The organism is Kosakonia sp. MUSA4 (assembly GCF_013085925.1).
Lineage (GTDB): Bacteria > Pseudomonadota > Gammaproteobacteria > Enterobacterales > Enterobacteriaceae > Kosakonia > Kosakonia sacchari_B.
Map to the genome: position 1 here is coordinate 567,089 of NZ_CP025697.1, position 20,447 is coordinate 587,535.

At 54.9% G+C, this 20,447-nt stretch carries 18 protein-coding genes and 1 pseudogene; 15 read left to right on the forward strand and 4 right to left on the reverse strand.

Features of this window, described 5'->3' with window-relative positions; translation table 11 throughout:
* Positions 1-41 precede the first annotated feature (41 nt).
* The 3 genes from dnaJ to nhaR all read left to right on the forward strand — a co-directional run bounded on the left by dnaJ (position 42) and on the right by nhaR (position 3,438).
* The gene (gene dnaJ, locus C0557_RS02710) at positions 42-1,187 is read left to right on the forward strand and encodes a molecular chaperone DnaJ (protein WP_074774876.1); all 1,146 of its coding nucleotides are present in this window, start codon (positions 42-44) and stop codon (positions 1,185-1,187) included.
* A 165-nt stretch (positions 1,188-1,352) separates the two neighbouring features.
* Entirely contained in the window at positions 1,353-2,516 is a 1,164-nt protein-coding gene (gene nhaA, locus C0557_RS02715; RefSeq protein WP_208657409.1) for a Na+/H+ antiporter NhaA, read from the forward strand.
* A 22-nt stretch (positions 2,517-2,538) separates the two neighbouring features.
* On the forward strand, positions 2,539-3,438 hold the full coding sequence (gene nhaR / locus C0557_RS02720) for a transcriptional activator NhaR (RefSeq protein ID WP_208657410.1): 900 nt from the start codon (positions 2,539-2,541) through the stop codon (positions 3,436-3,438).
* A 49-nt stretch (positions 3,439-3,487) separates the two neighbouring features.
* Here the strand turns inward: nhaR and rpsT are convergent, their stop codons facing one another.
* Complete coding sequence (gene rpsT, locus C0557_RS02725; RefSeq protein ID WP_043955079.1) at positions 3,488-3,751, reverse strand: 30S ribosomal protein S20; 264 nt, start codon at positions 3,749-3,751, stop codon at positions 3,488-3,490.
* Between the two features lie 104 nt (positions 3,752-3,855).
* Between rpsT and C0557_RS27340 the strand changes: the two are divergent.
* The 11 genes and pseudogenes from C0557_RS27340 (at position 3,856) to C0557_RS02780 (ending at position 17,197) form a co-directional block, all read left to right on the forward strand.
* Positions 3,856-4,070, forward strand: a pseudogene (locus C0557_RS27340) (DUF2575 domain-containing protein).
* Between the two features lie 7 nt (positions 4,071-4,077).
* The gene (gene ribF, locus C0557_RS02735) at positions 4,078-5,019 is read left to right on the forward strand and encodes a bifunctional riboflavin kinase/FAD synthetase (RefSeq protein WP_208657411.1); all 942 of its coding nucleotides are present in this window, start codon (positions 4,078-4,080) and stop codon (positions 5,017-5,019) included.
* A 45-nt stretch (positions 5,020-5,064) separates the two neighbouring features.
* Entirely contained in the window at positions 5,065-7,881 is a 2,817-nt protein-coding gene (gene ileS, locus C0557_RS02740) for an isoleucine--tRNA ligase (protein ID WP_208657412.1), read from the forward strand.
* Positions 7,881-8,381, forward strand: a complete 501-nt coding sequence (gene lspA, locus C0557_RS02745) for a signal peptidase II (protein ID WP_074774889.1) — start codon at positions 7,881-7,883, stop codon at positions 8,379-8,381. Before ileS ends, lspA begins: the two co-directional genes overlap by 1 nt.
* A gap of 118 nt (positions 8,382-8,499) precedes the next feature.
* Positions 8,500-8,970 carry an FKBP-type peptidyl-prolyl cis-trans isomerase gene (gene fkpB / locus C0557_RS02750; RefSeq protein WP_043955073.1) on the forward strand — a complete coding sequence of 157 codons (471 nt, stop codon included), beginning with the start codon at positions 8,500-8,502 and terminating at the stop codon, positions 8,968-8,970.
* Positions 8,951-9,901 carry a 4-hydroxy-3-methylbut-2-enyl diphosphate reductase gene (gene ispH / locus C0557_RS02755; protein ID WP_208657413.1) on the forward strand — a complete coding sequence of 317 codons (951 nt, stop codon included), beginning with the start codon at positions 8,951-8,953 and terminating at the stop codon, positions 9,899-9,901. Before fkpB ends, ispH begins: the two co-directional genes overlap by 20 nt.
* A 76-nt stretch (positions 9,902-9,977) precedes the next feature.
* Positions 9,978-10,892, forward strand: a complete 915-nt coding sequence (gene rihC, locus C0557_RS02760; RefSeq protein WP_208657414.1) for a ribonucleoside hydrolase RihC — start codon at positions 9,978-9,980, stop codon at positions 10,890-10,892.
* A gap of 138 nt (positions 10,893-11,030) precedes the next feature.
* Complete coding sequence (dapB, locus tag C0557_RS02765) at positions 11,031-11,852, forward strand: 4-hydroxy-tetrahydrodipicolinate reductase (protein WP_208657415.1); 822 nt, start codon at positions 11,031-11,033, stop codon at positions 11,850-11,852.
* 454 nt (positions 11,853-12,306) lie between these two features.
* The gene (gene carA / locus C0557_RS02770; protein WP_035886544.1) at positions 12,307-13,455 is read left to right on the forward strand and encodes a glutamine-hydrolyzing carbamoyl-phosphate synthase small subunit; all 1,149 of its coding nucleotides are present in this window, start codon (positions 12,307-12,309) and stop codon (positions 13,453-13,455) included.
* 17 nt (positions 13,456-13,472) lie between these two features.
* The gene (gene carB / locus C0557_RS02775; RefSeq protein ID WP_074774902.1) at positions 13,473-16,697 is read left to right on the forward strand and encodes a carbamoyl-phosphate synthase large subunit; all 3,225 of its coding nucleotides are present in this window, start codon (positions 13,473-13,475) and stop codon (positions 16,695-16,697) included.
* 269 nt (positions 16,698-16,966) lie between these two features.
* Positions 16,967-17,197, forward strand: a complete 231-nt coding sequence (locus tag C0557_RS02780; RefSeq protein ID WP_074775165.1) for a YgdI/YgdR family lipoprotein — start codon at positions 16,967-16,969, stop codon at positions 17,195-17,197.
* A 56-nt stretch (positions 17,198-17,253) separates the two neighbouring features.
* Here C0557_RS02780 and C0557_RS02785 read toward each other — a convergent pair whose 3' ends face one another.
* From C0557_RS02785 to idnO, 3 genes are read right to left on the reverse strand one after another with little or no spacing between them, the layout of a single operon-like run.
* A complete protein-coding gene (locus C0557_RS02785; RefSeq protein WP_208657416.1) occupies positions 17,254-17,724 on the reverse strand; it encodes a YhcH/YjgK/YiaL family protein in 471 nt (156 codons plus the stop codon).
* Positions 17,721-18,251: a gluconokinase gene (locus tag C0557_RS02790; RefSeq protein ID WP_208657417.1), complete on the reverse strand. Its 531-nt coding sequence runs from the start codon at positions 18,249-18,251 to the stop codon at positions 17,721-17,723. The genes C0557_RS02785 and C0557_RS02790 overlap by 4 nt, the downstream gene beginning before the upstream one ends.
* A 10-nt stretch (positions 18,252-18,261) precedes the next feature.
* A complete protein-coding gene (gene idnO, locus C0557_RS02795; RefSeq protein WP_208657418.1) occupies positions 18,262-19,026 on the reverse strand; it encodes a gluconate 5-dehydrogenase in 765 nt (254 codons plus the stop codon).
* Positions 19,027-19,265: 239 nt separating this feature from the next.
* On the opposite strand from idnO, the gene C0557_RS02800 reads away from it, so the two are divergent.
* On the forward strand, positions 19,266-20,258 hold the full coding sequence (locus C0557_RS02800) for a LacI family DNA-binding transcriptional regulator (RefSeq protein ID WP_064568461.1): 993 nt from the start codon (positions 19,266-19,268) through the stop codon (positions 20,256-20,258).
* The last annotated feature ends 189 nt before the right edge of the window (positions 20,259-20,447 follow it).

Here is a 20,447-nt window from a genome sequence, read left to right on the forward strand (position 1 = left end):
TCTCCACGCCCGTGCTCGTATGTTAAGGGGCAGATAAACCGATGGCGAAGCAAGATTATTACGAGATTTTAGGCGTTCCGAAAACAGCGGAAGAGCGTGAAATCAAAAAGGCGTACAAACGCCTGGCCATGAAATATCACCCGGACCGCAATCAGGGCGATAAAGAGGCCGAAGCCAAATTTAAAGAAATAAAAGAAGCCTACGAAGTCCTGACCGATGCCCAGAAACGTGCGGCTTACGACCAGTACGGCCATGCGGCATTTGAGCAGGGCGGAATGGGTGGCGGTGGATTCGGCGGCGGCGGTTTTGGCGGCGGCGCTGACTTCAGTGATATTTTCGGCGATGTGTTCGGCGATATCTTCGGCGGCGGTCGTGGTCGTCAGCGCGCAGCCCGTGGCGCTGATTTGCGCTACAACATGGATCTGACGCTGGAAGAAGCGGTTCGCGGCGTAACTAAAGAGATCCGCATTCCGACACTGGAAGAGTGCGACATTTGCCACGGCAGCGGTGCTAAACCCGGTACTCAGCCGCAAACCTGTCCGACCTGTCATGGTTCCGGCCAGGTACAGATGCGCCAGGGGTTCTTTGCCGTACAGCAGACCTGTCCACACTGCCAGGGGCGCGGTACGCTGATTAAAGATCCGTGCAACAAATGTCACGGTCATGGCCGCGTGGAGAAATCCAAAACCCTGTCCGTCAAAATCCCGGCAGGCGTGGACACTGGCGATCGCATCCGCCTGAGCGGCGAAGGTGAAGCGGGTGAGCATGGCGCACCGGCAGGCGATCTGTACGTTCAGGTGCAGGTGAAACAGCACCCTATCTTCGAGCGTGAAGGCAATAACCTGTACTGCGAAGTGCCGATCAACTTTGCCATGGCGGCGCTGGGCGGTGAAATCGAAGTGCCGACGCTGGATGGTCGCGTGAAGTTGAAAGTACCCAGCGAAACCCAGACCGGAAAACTCTTCCGCATGCGCGGTAAGGGTGTGAAGTCCGTCCGTGGCGGCGCGCAGGGCGATCTGTTGTGCCGCGTCGTTGTTGAGACACCGGTTGGCCTGAACGAAAAGCAGAAGCAACTGCTGAAAGATCTGCAGGACAGCTTTGGCGGCCCGACGGGCGAGCACAACAGCCCGCGCTCCAAGAGCTTCTTCGACGGTGTGAAAAAATTCTTCGACGATTTGACGCGCTAAGCCTTCCGCACCGCGTACATCAGGCCCGGCTTTATGCCGGGCTTTTTTATCGTTTTTGGCACTACTCGGAAAAAGAGAATCTATACCCAATTATAATCTGATTTTATCGAGGATTCGCGAAGGGTAAGATAGCCCGCACAATGGAATAGTGAACGAGAGAATAACATGAAGCTTTTACAGCGTTTCTTTAGCAGCGATGCCGCTGGGGGCATTGTACTTATCATTGCGGCAGCGCTCGCAATGCTGTGCGCCAATCTTGGAGTAACGCAGGATCTTTACCACAACTTCCTGTCGACGCCCGTCGAATTCAAGTTCGGTTCGCTGGAAATCAATAAAAACATGCTGCTATGGATCAACGATGCGTTGATGGCCATATTTTTCCTGATGATTGGCCTGGAAGTGAAATATGAACTGGTACAGGGCGCACTAGCGAGCCGCCAGCAGGCCGTATTTCCGGTGATTGCCGCCCTTGGCGGTATGGTTGCGCCCGCGCTGATCTTCCTGCTGTTCAATTTCCACGATCCACTGGCGCGACACGGTTGGGCTATTCCAACCGCGACGGATATTGCCTTTGCTCTCGGTGTCCTTGCTTTGCTGGGTAATCGCGTACCTGTTGTGCTGAAAGTGTTTCTGATGGCGCTGGCGATCATTGACGATCTGGGGGCGATTATCATTATTGCCTTGTTCTACACCAGCGATCTCTCAACCACTGCGCTGGGCGTGGCGGCAGCATCCATTGCCATACTGGCGATACTGAATGCCTGTAATGTACGGCGCATCGGCATCTATATGCTGGTTGGGATAGTGCTGTGGACTGCGGTGCTAAAATCCGGTGTCCACGCGACGCTCGCCGGGGTGGTTGTCGGTTTCTTTGTTCCGCTGCGTGAGCAGAACGGTGTTTCTCCGGCTCGCCAACTGGTCGATGCGATTCATCCGTGGGTTGCATGGCTGATCCTGCCGTTATTTGCTTTTGCGAATGCCGGCGTATCGCTGAGCGGAATGTCTGTATCCGGGCTGGGAGATGTGCTGCCGTTAGGTATTATTGCCGGGCTGGTTCTTGGTAAGCCGCTGGGTATCACAATCTTCTGCTTGCTGGCGTTACGTTTAAAGCTGGCGAAGTTACCGCAGGGCGCTGCATTTAAACAGATTATGTCGGTAGGTGTGCTGTGCGGCATTGGCTTTACCATGTCGATTTTCATCGCCTCGCTGGCCTTTGGCGATGCCCATGAGGAGATGATTGCCTGGAGTAAATTGGGGATCCTCACCGGCTCGATTATCTCGGCAGTGGCGGGTTATTGCCTGCTGCGTACCCGTATCGTTCGCACATAGCGACGGAAGTGAGTAGAGGGCTATGTCGTATATCAATTACAACCATTTGTATTACTTCTGGCACGTCTACCGTGAAGGCTCCGTCGTTGGTGCGGCGGAGTCGCTCTTTCTGACGCCGCAGACCATCACCGGGCAAATTAAATCTCTCGAGGAACGGCTACAAGGCAAGCTCTTCAAACGTAAGGGCAGGGGGCTGGAGCCGACAGAACTGGGCGAGCTGGTGTTTCGCTACGCGGATAAGATGTTCACGCTCAGCCAGGAGATGCTCGACATCATCAACTACCGCAAAGAGTCCAGCCTGTTATTTGATGTCGGCGTGGCGGATGCGCTCTCCAAGCGGCTGGTCAGCAATATCCTTAGTGCGGTGGTAAGCGAGGGCGAGCCGATCCATTTGCGCTGTTTTGAATCGACACATGAACTCCTGCTGGAGCAGCTAAGCCAGCATAAACTCGACATGATTATCTCTGACTGCCCGATCGATTCCACGCAGCAAGAAGGGCTTTTTTCGGTGAAAATTGGCGAATGCAGCATCAGTTTCTGGGGCAGTAATCCGCCGCCGCAAACGCCTTTTCCGTTTTGTTTGCAGGAACGGCGCTTATTGATCCCAGGGCGACGTTCAATGCTGGGGCGCAGGCTGCTGAACTGGTTTAATGCGCAAGGTTTACAGGTGGAGATTCTGGGCGAATTTGATGATGCCGCGCTGATGAAGGCGTTTGGCGCCGCGCACAATGCTATTTTTGTCGCCCCGACGCGCTACGCTCACGATCTTTTTGCCGATGAAAGCATGGTTGAAATGGGTCGGGTGGATAATGTGATGGAGGAGTATCACGCGATTTTTGCCGAGCGGATGATTCAGCATCCTGCCGTGCAGCGTATCTGCAATCAGGATTACTCGACACTTTTCGACTCGCCGCAGAAATAAAAAAACCCGCCGAAGCGGGTCTTTTTCACAAAGCCAGTAAACGTAGCGATTAAGCCAGTTTGCTGATCTGCGCGGTCAGGTTAGCCTTATGACGCGCTGCTTTGTTTTTGTGGATCAGACCTTTAGCGGCCTGACGATCCACGATCGGTTGCATGTCGTTAAATGCTTTCTGCGCAGCCGCTTTGTCGCCAGCTTCAATTGCTGCGTATACTTTCTTGATGAAAGTACGCATCATTGAACGACGGCTTGCGTTGTGCTTGCGGGCCTTTTCAGACTGAACGGCACGCTTCTTAGCTGATTTGATATTAGCCAAGGTCCAACTCCCAAATATGATCTTTATGGACAATTCAAAGGCCGGGGAATATGCCCTTTTAGCCTTCTTTTGTCAATGGATTTGTGCAAATAAGCGCCGTTAAGATACAACGCTCGTTACGTAGTGATGGCGCAAGATTCTAACAGCTTGCTTGTCGCGAATACAGCTTTTCCACCAGAAAAATCGCTTACGGTGCCAGATTTTCATGCCAGCGGCGGGCAGCCTGATGAAATCCTTCTCCTTTCTGCTGTGTGAAGGCAATCGTCGGTTAACGTTGCCCGTTGTACAAGGTATAATCCGACGATTTTCACTGTTTTGAGCCAGACATGAAGCTGATACGCGGCATACATAACCTCAGCCAGGCCCCCCACGGGTGTGTGCTGACGATTGGTAATTTCGATGGCGTGCATCGTGGCCATCAGGCGCTTTTACAAGGGCTTGGCGCAGAAGGCCGGGCGCGTGGTTTGCCGGTGGTGGTGATGATCTTTGAACCGCAACCGCTGGAACTGTTCGCCGGGCAGAAAGCCCCTGCGCGCCTTACCCGGCTGCGTGAAAAGCTGCGCTGGCTGGCCGGTTGCGGCGTGGATTACGTGCTGTGTGTTCGTTTTGACCGCCGTTTTGCGGCGCTCACCGCACAAGCCTTTGTCAGTGAACTGCTGGTTAACCGCCTTGGTGTGAAATTTCTCGCAGTGGGTGACGATTTCCGTTTTGGCGCTGGTCGCCAGGGGGATTTCTTGTTATTACAGAAGGCCGGTCAGAAATATGGCTTTGACGTCACCAGTACGCAAACTTTCTTTGATGGCGGCGTCCGTGTGAGCAGCACGGCGGTGCGTCAGGCGTTGGCTGACGACAATCTTGAGCTGGCTGAACAATTGCTCGGCCATCCGTTCAGTATCTCCGGGCGCGTGGTGCATGGCGATGAACTGGGGCGCACCATTGGTTTCCCGACGGCGAATTTACCGCTGCGCCGTCAGGTCTCCCCTGTAAAAGGGGTCTATGCGGTGGAAGTGGCTGGACTGGGCGATACGCTTTACCCGGGCGTTGCCAATATCGGCACCCGCCCGACGGTTGCAGGCGTGCGCCAGCAGCTGGAAGTACATCTGTTGGATGTTGTAATAGACCTCTACGGGCGCCATATAGATGTAGTGTTGCGTAAAAAATTACGCAATGAACAGCGATTTGCCTCGCTCGATGAGCTGAAAGCGCAAATCGCCCGCGATGAGGTAGCGGCCCGCGAGTTTTTTGGGCTATCTAAACCGGCTTCTTAAGGCCTGGTGGTATTAATCAAACCGAAATACGGAACCGAGAATCTGATGAGTGACTATAAATCTACCCTGAATTTGCCGGAAACAGGGTTCCCGATGCGCGGCGATCTCGCCAAGCGTGAGCCGGGAATGCTGGCGCGTTGGACTGATGATGACCTGTACGGCATCATCCGTGCAGCGAAAAAAGGCAAAAAAACCTTCATTCTGCATGATGGCCCTCCATATGCGAATGGCAGCATTCATATTGGTCACTCGGTTAACAAGATTCTGAAAGACATTATTGTGAAGTCCAAGGGACTCGCAGGTTATGACTCTCCCTATGTTCCGGGTTGGGACTGCCACGGTCTGCCTATCGAGCTGAAAGTGGAGCAGGAGTTCGGTAAGCCGGGTGAGAAATTCACCGCCGCGGAGTTCCGCGCCAAATGCCGTGAATATGCCGCAACGCAGGTTGACGGTCAGCGCAAAGACTTTATCCGTCTCGGCGTGCTGGGCGACTGGTCACACCCGTACCTGACCATGGATTTCAAAACCGAAGCTAATATTATCCGCGCACTGGGCAAAATCATCGGCAACGGTCACCTGCTTAAAGGCGCCAAGCCAGTGCACTGGTGTGTTGACTGCCGTTCCGCGTTGGCGGAAGCCGAAGTGGAGTATTACGACAAAACGTCGCCATCCATCGACGTGGCGTTCCATGCTGTCGACCAGGACGCAGTAAAAGCAAAATTTGGCGTTGCAGCTGTTAACGGCCCGGTTTCTCTGGTTATCTGGACTACCACGCCGTGGACACTGCCGGCTAACCGCGCAATTTCTCTCGCGTCGGAATTTGAGTATGCGCTGGTGCAGATTGATGGTCAGGCGTTGATCCTGGCGAAAGATCTGGTCGAAAGCGTGATGAAACGCATCGGCACCGCAGAATACAATGTGTTGGGTACGGTGAAAGGCGCAGAGCTGGAGCTGATGCGCTTTAAGCATCCGTTCCTGGATTTTGATGTCCCTGCGATCCTCGGCGATCACGTTACGCTGGAAGCCGGTACCGGTGCGGTCCATACCGCTGGCGGTCACGGCCCGGACGACTACACCATCAGCCTGAAATACGGTCTGGAAATCGCCAACCCGGTTGGTCCGGACGGCGCCTATCTGCCGGGTACTTACCCGACGCTGGATGGCGTGAATGTGTTCAAAGCGAACGACATCATCGTGGCGCTGCTGACGGAAAAAGGCGCGCTGCTGCACGTTGAAAAAATGCAGCACAGCTATCCGTGCTGCTGGCGTCATAAATCGCCGATCATCTTCCGTGCGACGCCGCAGTGGTTTGTCAGCATGGACCAGAAAGGTCTGCGTGCGCAGTCGCTTAGCGAAATCAAAGGCGTGCAGTGGATCCCGGACTGGGGCCAGGCGCGTATCGAATCGATGGTCGCCAACCGTCCTGACTGGTGTATCTCCCGTCAGCGTACCTGGGGCGTTCCGATGTCGCTGTTCGTGCATAAAGACACCGAAGAGCTGCATCCGCGCACGCTGGAGCTGATCGAAGCCGTTGCCAAACGCGTTGAAGCCGACGGTATTCAGGCATGGTGGGATCTCGACCCGCGCGACATCATGGGTGATGACGCTGACAACTATGTCAAAGTGCCGGATACGCTGGACGTATGGTTCGATTCCGGTTCAACTCACGCTTCCGTGGTTGATGTGCGTCCGGAGTTTGCTGGTCACGCAGCGGATATGTATCTGGAAGGTTCGGATCAGCATCGCGGCTGGTTTATGTCCTCGCTGATGATCTCCACGGCGATGAAGGGCAAAGCGCCGTACCGTCAGGTGCTGACTCACGGTTTCACCGTGGATGGTCAGGGCCGCAAGATGTCCAAATCCATCGGCAACACCGTTTCCCCGCAGGATGTGATGAACAAACTGGGCGCGGATATCCTGCGCCTGTGGGTCGCTTCCACGGATTACACCGGCGAAATGGCGGTTTCTGACGAGATCCTGAAACGCGCAGCGGACAGCTATCGTCGTATCCGTAATACCGCGCGCTTCCTGCTGGCGAACCTCAACGGCTTCGATCCGGCGAAAGACATGGTGAAACCGGAAGAGATGGTGGTGCTGGATCGCTGGGCGGTGGGCTGTGCGAAAGCGGCTCAGGAAGATATTGTCCAGGCTTATGATTCCTATGATTTCCACGAAGTGGTGCAGCGCCTGATGCGTTTCTGCTCCATCGAAATGGGGTCGTTCTACCTCGACATCATCAAAGATCGCCAGTACACCGCGAAAGCGGACAGCGTGGCGCGTCGTAGCTGCCAGACCGCGCTGTACCACATCGCGGAAGCGCTGGTGCGCTGGATGGCACCGATCATGTCCTTTACCGCCGATGAAATCTGGGGCTACCTGCCGGGCGATCGTGAGAAGTATGTCTTTACCGGTGAGTGGTACGAAGGCCTGTTCGGCCTGGCGGAAAGCGAAGCGATGAACGACGCCTTCTGGGACGAGCTGCTGAAGGTGCGCGGTGAAGTGAACAAGGTGATTGAGCAGGCGCGCGCTGACAAGAAAGTCGGTGGCTCTCTGGAAGCGGCAGTTACGCTGTTCGCCGAGCCGGAACTGGCGGCGAAGCTAACCGCGCTGGGCGACGAATTGCGATTTGTCCTGTTGACCTCCGGGGCGAAAGTTGCGGATTATGCCAGCGCTTCAGCAGACGCTCAGCAGAGCGAACTGCTCAAAGGGCTGAAAGTCGCGCTGAGCAAAGCCGATGGTGATAAATGCCCGCGCTGCTGGCATTACACCAATGATGTCGGCCAGGTGGCGGAACACGCAGATATCTGCGGACGCTGTGTGAGCAACGTCGCCGGCGACGGCGAAAAACGTAAGTTTGCCTGATGAGTAAGCCTCTCTGTTCTACAGGACTGCGCTGGCTGTGGCTGGTTGTGGTTGTGCTGATTATCGATCTGGGCAGCAAATACCTGATCCTCCAGAACTTTGCTCTGGGTGATACGGTGTCACTGTTCCCGTCGCTCAATCTGCACTATGCGCGTAATTATGGCGCGGCATTCAGTTTTATGGCGGACAGCGGCGGCTGGCAGCGCTGGTTCTTTGCCGGTATCGCTATCGGCATCAGCGTGGTGCTGGCGGTGCTGATGTACCGTGGAAAAGCCACGCAAAAGCTGAATAACATCGCTTATGCGCTGATTATCGGCGGCGCGCTCGGTAATCTCTTCGACCGCTTATGGCATGGCTTTGTCGTCGATATGATCGATTTCTACGTCGGCGACTGGCATTTTGCTACCTTTAACCTTGCCGATAGCGCAATTTGTATCGGCGCGGCGCTGATTGTGCTGGAAGGCTTTTTGCCTAAACCTGCAGCGAAAGAGCAGATGTAAATGTCAATGCCGGGTGGCGCTTTGCTTGCCCGGCCTACAGAATTTGTGGCCGCCTGTTAGCCCGGTAAGCAAAGCGCCACCGGGCAAACAGGTGAGTCAAAACAAGCGAGCAACCTGCATGTCTAAATCCGTACAGAGCGATAGCGCAGTGCTGGTGCACTTCACGCTCAAGCTCGAAGATGGCTCTCTTGCCGAGTCAACCCGCAACAACGGCAAACCGGCGCTGTTTCGTCTGGGTGACGGCTCGCTCTCCGAGGGGCTTGAGCAACATCTGCTGGGTCTGAAAGCCGGGGAGAAAAAGGTTTTCTCTCTCGAACCGGATGCCGCTTTCGGTACGCCGAGCCCGGACCTGATTCAGTACTTCTCCCGCCGTGAGTTTATGGATGCCGGGGAGCCTGAAATCGGGGCGATTATGCTCTTTACCGCAATGGATGGCAGCGAAATGCCGGGCGTGATCCGTGAAATTAACGGCGACTCTATCACCGTCGATTTCAACCATCCGCTGGCGGGCAGAACCGTCCATTTTGATATCGATGTACTGGAAGTCGATCCGGTACTGGAGGAAACGAATGCAGATCCTGTTGGCTAACCCGCGCGGTTTTTGCGCCGGCGTTGACCGCGCTATCAGCATTGTTGAAAACGCGCTGGCTCTGTATGGCGCGCCAATTTATGTGCGTCACGAAGTGGTGCACAACCGTTATGTTGTTGATAGCCTGCGCGAGCGCGGGGCTATTTTCATTGAGCAGTTAAGTGAAGTGCCGGATGGCGCAATCCTGATTTTCTCTGCCCACGGTGTTTCCCAGGCGGTACGTAACGAAGCGAAAAGCCGCGATCTGACGGTTTTCGACGCCACCTGTCCGTTGGTGACAAAAGTGCATATGGAAGTGGCTCGCGCCAGCCGACGCGGTGAGGAAGCGATCCTGATCGGTCACGCCGGGCATCCGGAAGTGGAAGGTACCATGGGGCAGTACAGCAACCCGAAAGGGGGCATGTACCTGGTCGAATCGCCTGCCGATGTTGCTACGCTCAACATCAAAGATGCGGGCAAACTGTCATTTATGACGCAGACCACGCTCTCAGTGGACGATACATCTGATGTCATTGACGCACTGCGCGCCCGTTTCCCGCAGATTGTTGGCCCGCGTAAAGATGACATCTGTTACGCCACGACGAACCGCCAGGAAGCGGTGCGGGCGCTGGCTGAACAGGCGGAAGTGGTGCTGGTGGTCGGCTCGAAAAACTCCTCCAACTCCAACCGTCTGGCCGAACTGGCGCAGCGGATGGGCAAACGCGCTTATTTGATCGATGACGCTTCTGATATCCAGGAAGCCTGGGTTAAAGACATCAAATGTGTAGGCGTAACCGCCGGAGCCTCCGCGCCCGACATTCTGGTGCAGAACGTGATTGTCCGCCTGCAGGAGCTGGGCGGCGGTGAAGCCATCCCGCTGGAAGGCCGCGAAGAAAACATTGTCTTTGAAGTGCCAAAAGAGCTAAGGGTTGATGTTCGCGAGGTCGAATAACATTTTGCCCTAAACGTTATGCGAAGATGCCAGACTCAGTCTGGCATTTTTTATGGATTTCACTTCAGGAGGCACTATGCGTTTGCCAATGATTCTCGACACCGATCCGGGCATTGACGATGCCGTAGCCATTGCCGCCGCGCTGTATGCGCCGCAGTGCGAACTTAAACTGATTACTACCGTCGCCGGTAATGTCTCGCTGGAAAAAACCACTCGCAACGCCCTGCAACTACTCAACTTCTGGCAGGCCGATATCCCGCTGGCGCAAGGTGCGTCGACACCCTTATTGCGCCCGCTGCACAGCGCCGCCGAAGTGCACGGGGAGTCCGGCATGGATGGTTACGATTTCGTTGAGCATCAGCGCCAGCCGCTGGCTAAACCGGCATTCCAGGCAATACGCGATACGCTAATGGCGTCTGCGGAACCCGTTACGCTGGTGACCATCGGCCCATTGACCAATATCGCTCTGCTGCTGTCGCACTACCCGGAGTGCCAGTTCAATATCCGTCGTCTGGTGATGATGGGCGGCTCCGCCGGTCGGGGTAACTTCACACCCAATGCTGAATTCAATATTGCTATCGATCCCGAAGCTGCTGCCCGTGTTTTTCAGAGCGGCCTTGAGATCGTGATGTGCGGGCTGGATGTCACGAACCGGGCGACGCTGACGCCTGAGTTCCTCGCGACGCTGCCCGCGCTCAACAAAACCGGGCATATGTTGCATGCGCTGTTTAGTCACTATCGTAGCGGCAGCATGGCCACCGGGTTGCGTATGCACGATCTCTGCGCGATTGCCTGGCTGGCACGCCCGGAACTGTTTACGCTGAAATCCTGTTTTGTGGCGGTGGAGACTCAGGGGCAATACACCTCCGGCACGACGGTGGTGGATATCGACGGCAAGCTGAAGCAGAAACCGAATGCGCAGGTTGCGCTGGATATTGATGTGGAGGGTTTTCGTCACTGGGCGGCAGAAGTGCTGGCGCTCGCACCCTGATGAATCATGCCTTTTACTGATATTTCCGGCTGTATATCATTAATTTCTAATTATCGGTGTTTTCGGCTGGTGGCCCCGACGTGGGCTGGTTAATCTGGAAACGATTCTTACGCATTTTTTTAACAAAAGAGTACAACTATGCATGATGCACCAATCCGCGTAGCCATCGCGGGTGCTGGCGGGCGTATGGGCCGCCAATTGATCCAGGCCACACTGGCTATGGAAGGCGTAGCGCTTGGCGCGGCACTGGAACGTGAAGGGTCTTCCCTGGTAGGTGTCGATGCGGGTGAACTGGCCGGCACGGCGAAAACCGGTGTGACGGTACAGAGCAGCCTTGATGCAGTGAAAGACGATTTCGACGTATTTATCGATTTTACTCGCCCGGAAGGGACGCTGGCGCATCTGGCCTTTTGCCGCCAGCAGCGCAAAGGCATGGTGATTGGCACCACCGGATTTGACGACGCGGGCAAACAAGCGATTAGCGAGGCCTCGCAAGATATTGCGATTGTCTTCGCGGCGAACTTTAGCGTTGGTGTAAACGTGATGCTGAAGCTGCTGGAGAAAGCAGCGAAAGTGATGGGCGATTACACCGATATCGAGATCGTTGAAGCGCATCACCGCTACAAAGTCGATGCGCCGTCGGGCACGGCGCTGGCGATGGGCGAAGCCATCGCGAAGTCTCTGAATAAAGATTTAAAAGAGTGTGCGGTTTATTCACGTGAAGGGCATACCGGTGAGCGCGTTCCTGGCACGATTGGCTTTGCCACGGTACGTGCAGGCGATATCGTCGGCGAACATACAGCTATGTTCGCCGATATTGGCGAACGTGTAGAAATTACACATAAAGCCTCCAGCCGCATGACTTTCGCCAATGGTGCCGTGCGTTCCGCTTTGTGGCTGAAAGGAAAGCATAATGGACTTTTTGATATGCGAGATGTGCTGGATCTCAACAATTTGTAAGAGTTATTACCCATCGTGATGTGGTTGTTGCAGTCGTAATTACTTGATTGCAAAGGGCAGTATTTTATTGCCCTTTTATTTTCTCTTTTTTTCTCTGTTTCTCAGGCCAGAGTGGTCTAATCTTCACTTATCTTCTCTTTTTTTCACGCTGAAATGTAAATTTTGACCGTTTGGTCCACTTTCTTGTGCCAGGAGCGCCTCTCTTGAAGTTTTCTTGCTACGAAAGCGTTTTCGTGGCTGGTTTTTTTGATCTTTTTATCTGTTAAATCCAGTAATGAAGGGCAGTGGCGTAAAAGACTAAGAAAAATATGGGAGAAAAGTTGACTTTTAACCGACATCTCTCCAGAATGCCGCCGTTTGCCAAAAATCCACGGCCAGCAAATTTGCATTGATTCATCATCTCAATATGAATTAATATGCAAATAAAGTGAGTGAATATTCTCTGGAGGACGTTTTGATTAAGTCAGCGCTATTGGTTCTGGAAGACGGAACCCAGTTTCACGGTCGGGCCATTGGGGCAACGGGCACGGCAGTTGGGGAAGTCGTTTTCAATACTTCAATGACCGGTTATCAAGAAATCCTCACTGATCCTTCCTATTCCCGCCAAATCGTCACTCTTACTTATCCTCATATCGGCAATGTCGGCACCAACTCCGCTGACGAAGAATCCTCTCAGGTACATGCGCAAGGCCTGGTCATTCGTGACCTGCCGCTGATTGCCAGCAACTACCGCAATACCGAAGACCTCTCTTCTTACCTGAAGCGCCATAACATTGTGGCGATTGCCGATATCGATACCCGTAAGCTGACGCGTTTGCTGCGCGAAAAAGGCGCGCAAAACGGCTGCATCATCGCCGGCGATAATGTCGATGCCGCAGTGGCGCTGGAGAAAGCGAAAGCATTCCCGGGCCTGAACGGAATGGATCTGGCAAAAGAAGTGACGACGGCGGAAACCTACAGCTGGACGCAAGGCAGCTGGACGCTGGCAGGCGAACTGCCGCAGGCGAAAGCGGCAAGCGAATTACCGTTCCACGTTGTCGCTTACGACTACGGCGCGAAACGTAATATCCTGCGTATGCTGGTCGATCGCGGTTGCCGTTTAACGGTTGTACCGGCGAAAACCCCGGCGGCAGACGTACTGAAACTCAATCCGGACGGTATCTTCCTTTCCAACGGTCCTGGCGACCCGGCACCGTGCGATTACGCGATTGAGGCGATTAAAACCTTCCTCGAAACGGATATTCCGGTGTTCGGCATCTGTCTTGGCCATCAACTGCTGGCGCTGGCGAGCGGCGCGAAAACCATGAAGATGAAATTCGGCCACCACGGCGGCAACCATCCGGTAAAAGATATTGATAACAACACCGTGATGATCACCGCGCAGAACCACGGTTTTGCCGTTGATGAAGCCTCGATGCCTGCCAATTTGCGGGTGACGCACAAATCGCTGTTCGACGGCACGCTGCAAGGCATCCATCGCACCGACAAACCGGCGTTCAGTTTCCAGGGCCACCCGGAAGCCAGCCCGGGGCCGCACGATGCCGCACCGCTGTTTGACCACTTTATTGAGCTCATTGAGCAGTATCGCAACACCGCCAAATAATCAGGAGAAGAAGAGCCATGCCAAAACGTACAGACATCAAAAGTATCCTGATCCTTGGCGCGGGTCCGATTGTTATCGGCCAGGCGTGTGAGTTCGACTACTCCGGTGCGCAGGCGTGTAAAGCGCTGCGCGAAGAGGGTTACCGCGTTATCCTGGTGAACTCCAACCCGGCGACGATCATGACCGACCCGGAGATGGCGGACGCCACTTATATCGAGCCAATCCACTGGGAAGTGGTACGCAAAATCATCGAAAAAGAGCGTCCGGATGCCGTACTGCCAACCATGGGCGGTCAAACCGCGCTGAACTGCGCGCTGGAACTGGAACGTCAGGGCGTGCTGGAAGAGTTTGGCGTCACCATGATTGGCGCGACCGCTGATGCGATTGATAAAGCAGAAGATCGCCGTCGTTTCGACATCGCGATGAAGAAAATCGGTCTCGACACCGCGCGTTCCGGTATCGCACATACCATGGACGAAGCGCTGGCCGTCGCGGCTGACGTGGGTTTCCCGTGCATCATCCGTCCTTCCTTTACCATGGGCGGCACCGGTGGCGGCATCGCCTATAACCGTGAAGAGTTTGAAGAGATTTGCGCCCGCGGGCTGGATCTCTCGCCAACCAATGAGCTGCTGATTGATGAATCGCTGATTGGCTGGAAAGAGTACGAGATGGAAGTGGTGCGTGATAAAAACGACAACTGCATCATTGTCTGTTCCATTGAAAACTTCGACGCCATGGGGATCCACACCGGTGACTCCATCACCGTGGCGCCAGCACAGACCCTGACCGATAAAGAGTACCAAATCATGCGTAACGCCTCGATGGCGGTACTGCGTGAAATCGGGGTGGAAACCGGTGGCTCCAACGTACAGTTCGCGGTGAACCCGAAAAACGGTCGTCTGATAGTGATTGAAATGAACCCGCGCGTATCCCGCTCTTCTGCGCTGGCCTCAAAAGCGACCGGCTTCCCGATTGCGAAAGTGGCAGCCAAGCTGGCGGTGGGTTATACGCTGGATGAGTTGATGAACGACATCACCGGCGGCCGTACTCCGGCGTCGTTCGAACCGTCCATCGACTACGTTGTAACCAAGATCCCTCGCTTCAACTTCGAGAAATTTGTCGGCGCCAATGACCGTCTGACCACGCAGATGAAATCCGTCGGTGAAGTGATGGCCATTGGCCGCACGCAGCAGGAATCGATGCAGAAAGCGCTGCGCGGTCTGGAAGTAGGCGCGACCGGTTTTGACCCGAAAGTGAGCCTTGACGATCCGGAAGCGCTGACCAAAATCCGCCGCGAACTGAAAGACGCAGGCGCAGAGCGTATCTGGTACATCGCCGATGCATTCCGTGCGGGTCTCTCCATCGACGGCGTGTTTAACCTGACCAATATTGACCGCTGGTTCCTGGTGCAGATTGAAGAGCTGGTGCGTCTGGAAGAGCAGGTTGCTGCGGTGGGCATTAACGGTCTGGACGCAGACTTCCTGCGCACCCTGAAACGTAAAGGCTTTGCCGATGCGCGTCTGGCGAAACTGGTTGGCGTACGCGAAGCGGAAATCCGCAAACTGCGCGATCAGTACGATCTGCACCCGGTCTACAAACGTGTGGATACCTGTGCAGCAGAGTTCGCCACGGATACGGCCTATATGTACTCCACTTATGAAGATGAGTGCGAAGCTAACCCGAGCCAGGATCGCGAAAAAATCATGGTGCTGGGCGGCGGTCCAAACCGTATCGGCCAGGGCATTGAATTCGACTACTGCTGCGTACATGCGTCGCTGGCACTGCGTGAAGACGGTTACGAAACCATTATGGTTAACTGTAACCCGGAAACCGTTTCGACCGATTACGACACCTCTGATCGCCTCTACTTTGAGCCGGTGACCTTCGAAGATGTGCTGGAAATCGTTCGCGTAGAGAAGCCAAAAGGCGTCATCGTGCAGTATGGCGGCCAGACACCGCTGAAACTGGCGCGTGCGCTGGAAGCCGCAGGCGTGCCGGTTATCGGTACCAGCCCGGATGCGATTGACCGTGCGGAAGACCGTGAGCGCTTCCAGCAGGCGGTTGACCGTCTGAAGCTGAAACAGCCAGCAAACGCCACCGTCACGGCGATTGAGCAGGCTATAGAAAAGGCGAAAGAGATTGGTTACCCGCTGGTGGTGCGCCCATCCTACGTGCTGGGCGGCCGCGCGATGGAAATCGTCTATGACGAAGTCGACCTGCGTCGCTACTTTATGACGGCGGTCAGCGTTTCCAACGATGCGCCGGTTCTGCTTGACCGTTTCCTCGATGATGCGGTGGAAGTGGATGTTGATGCCATCTGCGATGGTGAAATGGTGCTGATTGGCGGCATCATGGAGCACATCGAACAAGCGGGCGTTCACTCCGGCGACTCCGCCTGCTCTCTGCCGGCTTACACGCTGAGCCAGGAAATTCAGGACGTCATGCGCCAGCAGGTGCAGAAACTGGCGTTCGAGTTGCAGGTTCGCGGTCTGATGAACGTGCAGTTCGCGGTGAAAGACAACGAAGTTTACCTGATTGAGGTAAACCCGCGTGCGGCGCGTACCGTACCGTTCGTCTCCAAGGCGACCGGCGTGCAGTTAGCGAAAGTGGCAGCGCGCGTGATGACCGGCAAAACGCTGGCGCAGCAGGGCCACACTAAAGAAATCATCCCGCCGTACTACTCAGTGAAAGAGGTGGTGCTGCCGTTTAACAAGTTCCCTGGCGTTGACCCGCTGTTAGGGCCAGAAATGCGCTCTACCGGTGAAGTGATGGGCGTCGGGCGCACCTTTGCTGAAGCATTTGCCAAAGCACAGCTCGGCAGCAACTCGACGATGAAGAAATACGGTCGCGCGCTGCTCTCTGTTCGCGAAGGCGATAAAGAGCGCGTGGTGGATCTGGCGGCTAAGCTGCTGAAACAGGGCTTTGAACTGGATGCAACCCACGGCACAGCGATTGTGCTGGGCGAAGCCGGTATCAACCCGCGTCTGGTGAACAAAGTGCATGAAGGTCGCCCGCACATTCAGGATCGTATCAAGAATGGCGAGTACACCTACATCATCAACACCACGGCAGGCCGCCAGGCGATTGAGGATTCCAAACTGATTCGCCGCAGCGCGCTGCAATACAAAGTGCATTACGACACCACGCTGAACGGCGGCTTCGCCACCGCGATGGCGCTGAATGCGGATGCTACCGAGAAAGTGATTTCCGTGCAGGAAATGCACGCGCAAATCCGCAAGTAAGCCTGACACCGGCCCGTTTCGCGGGCCGGTTTTCCTTTCCCGACTTCTACGTTCTGTAGGCCTGATAAGCGAAGCGCCATCAGGCATGATCCTGATCCCGCGTTGCGGTTGGTCGCCGGATGGCGGCGTTGCTTTATCCGGCCTACAACACCTTTCTGTTATTGCCAATCTTCAGAAGGTTCTGCATTTCCTCACGCTTACAGTGAGTTAACCTAAAATAGGTTAACAGACGAATGAAATTCACTGAAAGCAGGGAGATAACCATGCAAATGAACAAACTTCTGATGACGTCGATTTTTACTGCCGCAGCGCTGTTTACCGTTGCCGGTTGTTCTTCAAATCAGGCTGTTCGCACCACGGATGGCCGCACCATTGTGACCGATGGTAAGCCGAAGGTGGATGATGACACCGGGCTGGTTTCCTATAAAAATGCCGAAACCGGTAAAACCGAGCAGATTAATCGCGATCAGGTGAAAAACATGAGCGAGCTGGATAACTAATCCGGTTTGCCTTGCTGTGAGAAGGAGTCCCGCTACGGCGGGACTTTTTTATGCGCTTATTTCAGCAGCGCCGCGTCGATTTTCACCACGATTTTACGCAGCGCGGCGGGCGACGTCAGGCTGGACATCGGGCGGTGCAGCTCCAGCGGGAAGATAATTGCCAGTTCTTCAGGCTGTAAATGAATCAGCGTCTCGCTGGCAATGTGCTGACAAAAACCGAGATCGTTCGCATTATTAAACGGCTCGCTAAGTTCAAGCGGCAAGCCGGTCACGCCTGCGCCAACCACCTCTTCGCCGCTTAATACAATATGGATATCAATATATTGACGATGAAATTCCGGGCGCTGCTCAGCCAGCAGCCGGGTATGCCCTTCAACCACTGAGAAGAAAACGCTGTCGCCCTGCAACGGATATTTTCCCGCCGCCAGTGAGTGCGGTTTCTTATCGAGAATGGCCTGGAGCGTCTGGCGAATAATTGCCGGATAGAGCGGATTCACCGCGCCAGCGGATAAGGTATCAATGATCATGCAGGGACATCCTGGTTAACGTAGTTTTGTAACAGGGAAAGGCTTTGCGAAACAATCGTGGCCACCGGCGGTGTGATATCCACCGCCAGAATGTCGGGTTCGTCATCAGCGGGAACTTCCAGCGCGGCGAACTGGCTTTGCAGCAGCGCTTCGGGCATAAAATGCCCCTGACGCTGGCGCATTCTTTCCAGCACGCAGGTGTAATCGCCCCGGAGCCAGAGAAAACAGAGATTGCTGTTCCCGCTGCGAAGCTGGTCGCGATAACGTTTTTTCAGCGCCGAGCAGACCAGCACGCCAGATTCATTTTTTTGTTCCAGACTAAAAATAACGTCGGAAAGGCGTTCCAGCCACGGCAGGCGATCATCATCATCCAATGCCTGGCCCGAGGCCATTTTACGAATGTTCTGTCGGGGATGCAGATCGTCACCATCGATAAACTTCGCCTGCATTGCCTGCGCAAGCGCCAGACCTACCGTGCTTTTCCCGGTACCGGAGACGCCCATTAAAATCACGCACTGACCAGTCATCGTGCGCTCCTTACACCGCAACCAGCATGCCGCCATCGACGAACAGTAAATGCCCGTTAACGAAGTCGGAGGCTTTGGAGGAGAGAAACACTGCGGCGCCAACCAGTTCCTGCGGATCGCCCCAGCGAGCGGCAGGGGTGCGTTTGCATAGCCAGTTGGTGAACGCTTTGTCATCCACCAACGCCTGCGTCATGGCGGTTTTAAAATAGCCAGGCGCAATCCCGTTGACCTGAATATTGTGGCGCGCCAGTTCGACGCACATGCCGCGCGTCAGCATTTTCACTGCGCCTTTCGCGGCGGCATATGGCGTAATGGTGTCGCGGCCCAGTTCACTCTGCATTGAGCAGATATTGACGATTTTGCCCTGCTGGCGCGCCATCATGCGTTTAGCGACAGCCTGCGACACCAGGAAAACGGCGGTCTGGTTAACGGCAATAACCGCGTTCCACTCATCCACCGGGAACTCGGTAAAAGGATGACGCCGCTGGATGCCTGCGTTATTGAACAGCACGTCGATGGCGCCGATATGGCGTTCAATATCGTCAATCGCCTGCTCAACAGATTCGGCATCGGTCACGTTGAATACCGCGACATGCGCGGTTGCGCCTTCATCGCGTAGTTTCATCGCGGCTTGTTCGGCGCGTTCCGCCGAGATATCGTTAATGATGATTTCCGCGCCGTACTGCGCCAGCCCCTGCGCCATAACAAAACCGATCCCCTGACCTGAGCCGGTAATTAAAATGCGTTTGCCGTTTAAACTGAAAAGATCGTTCATTGTTATTTCCTGAGCGAATGATGTAGCCCCTATCTCACGGTTTTTACCCTGGCTGAACTGTGACGTAGATCACTCAAATCCATGTTACGAAAAGGGGTTACTTTTAGTGTGAAGCAGGGCGGAAAACTGAGGGCAATCCGGCGGTTAACCGCGCATTGCAGCGCAGTTGGGCAATTCTCTTTTCCGGCGACAAGGGGCATAATAACGGGCTCGGGCTGGCGTCAGGACAGGTAGCAACCATGAAGGCACAACGTATTACTTTGCATGATATCGCTGCGCTGGCGGGCGTAACTAAAATGACGGTCAGCCGCTATCTGCGCACGCCGGAGAAGGTGAAGCCCGACACGGCCGAGCGTATCGCCAGTGTCATTGCCGAAGTGGGTTACCAACCCGATCCGGATAACCCGGCGATGTCTGCCAACGTGCTGCCGCGCATCGGCGTGCTGATCCCCTCTTTTAATAATCAAATCTTTGCCGACTTGCTCGCGGGAATTGAATCGGTCACTTCTGCGCAGGGCTACCAGACGCTGGTGGTCAATTATGACTACGACAGCCAGCGCGAAGAGGAGCAAATTGCTACGGTTTTAGCCTTTAATGTCAAAGGGTTGCTGCTTACTGAGTCGGTTCATAGTCTGCGGGCGGAGAAGTATCTGAAAGCGGCCAAAATTCCGATTGCCGAGGTGATGGGGCTGTCGTCGAATGCCGATCGTATCAATGTCGGTTTCGACAATATGAAGGCTGGTTTTGATATGACCACGATGCTGCTGGCCAGCGGCAAGCGGCGCATTATCTACTTCGGCTCGATGTCTGACGTGCGCGACGAGCAGCGCTATAACGGTTACTGCCAGGCGATGGAAGCGCAGGGTTTACCGGTCGGGCGGATTGCGCCAAATAAGGTGTCCTCGATTTCTATCGGCACCGGCATGATGACGCTGGCGCGGCAAATGTACCCGGATATGGACGGTATTTTATGTACCAACGACGACCTTGCCGTTGGGGTGTTACAGGAGTGCCTTACTTCCGGGATCAAAGTGCCTGCTGAGATCGCGATTGCCGGGTTCCACGGTCTGGAGATTGGGCAGGTTATCAGCCCGCGTCTGGCCAGCGTTTTGACCCCGCGCTTCGAGATGGGAAAGGTCGCGACCGAAATCCTGCTCAAGAAAATCAAAGGATTGCCAACCATTGAACACGTCGATCTGCACTATCGCCTGTCGATGGGCGAAACCATCTAACCTTTCTGTCGTGCGGGCTGTTGTTAGTATTTTGTTGTGCTTATGTCGCACCTTTTCAGGGGGGAATGCGGCATTTTACCCGTGCCGATCACGAAGAAGGTAACACGCTTTTTTAACACAATTCAGCGTGATGGAGATCGCAAAAATACCCGCCGAAAACCCGTTTGATAAGACGCAGGACGTACTGAA

Bases quoted from the DNA above. Each gene is read 5' to 3' on its own strand.
- ileS (WP_208657412.1), top strand. From the start codon at position 5,065: ATGAGTGACTATAAATCTACCCTGAATTTGCCGGAAACAGGGTTCCCG.
- idnO (WP_208657418.1), bottom strand. From the start codon at position 19,026: ATGAACGATCTTTTCAGTTTAAACGGCAAACGCATTTTAATTACCGGC.
- ispH (WP_208657413.1), top strand. From the start codon at position 8,951: ATGCAGATCCTGTTGGCTAACCCGCGCGGTTTTTGCGCCGGCGTTGAC.
- lspA (WP_074774889.1), top strand. From the start codon at position 7,881: ATGAGTAAGCCTCTCTGTTCTACAGGACTGCGCTGGCTGTGGCTGGTT.
- fkpB (WP_043955073.1), top strand. From the start codon at position 8,500: ATGTCTAAATCCGTACAGAGCGATAGCGCAGTGCTGGTGCACTTCACG.
- C0557_RS02800 (WP_064568461.1), top strand. From the start codon at position 19,266: ATGAAGGCACAACGTATTACTTTGCATGATATCGCTGCGCTGGCGGGC.
- dapB (WP_208657415.1), top strand. From the start codon at position 11,031: ATGCATGATGCACCAATCCGCGTAGCCATCGCGGGTGCTGGCGGGCGT.
- ribF (WP_208657411.1), top strand. From the start codon at position 4,078: ATGAAGCTGATACGCGGCATACATAACCTCAGCCAGGCCCCCCACGGG.
- nhaA (WP_208657409.1), top strand. From the start codon at position 1,353: ATGAAGCTTTTACAGCGTTTCTTTAGCAGCGATGCCGCTGGGGGCATT.
- dnaJ (WP_074774876.1), top strand. From the start codon at position 42: ATGGCGAAGCAAGATTATTACGAGATTTTAGGCGTTCCGAAAACAGCG.
- nhaR (WP_208657410.1), top strand. From the start codon at position 2,539: ATGTCGTATATCAATTACAACCATTTGTATTACTTCTGGCACGTCTAC.
- C0557_RS02780 (WP_074775165.1), top strand. From the start codon at position 16,967: ATGAACAAACTTCTGATGACGTCGATTTTTACTGCCGCAGCGCTGTTT.
- carB (WP_074774902.1), top strand. From the start codon at position 13,473: ATGCCAAAACGTACAGACATCAAAAGTATCCTGATCCTTGGCGCGGGT.
- rihC (WP_208657414.1), top strand. From the start codon at position 9,978: ATGCGTTTGCCAATGATTCTCGACACCGATCCGGGCATTGACGATGCC.
- C0557_RS02790 (WP_208657417.1), bottom strand. From the start codon at position 18,251: ATGACTGGTCAGTGCGTGATTTTAATGGGCGTCTCCGGTACCGGGAAA.
- C0557_RS02785 (WP_208657416.1), bottom strand. From the start codon at position 17,724: ATGATCATTGATACCTTATCCGCTGGCGCGGTGAATCCGCTCTATCCG.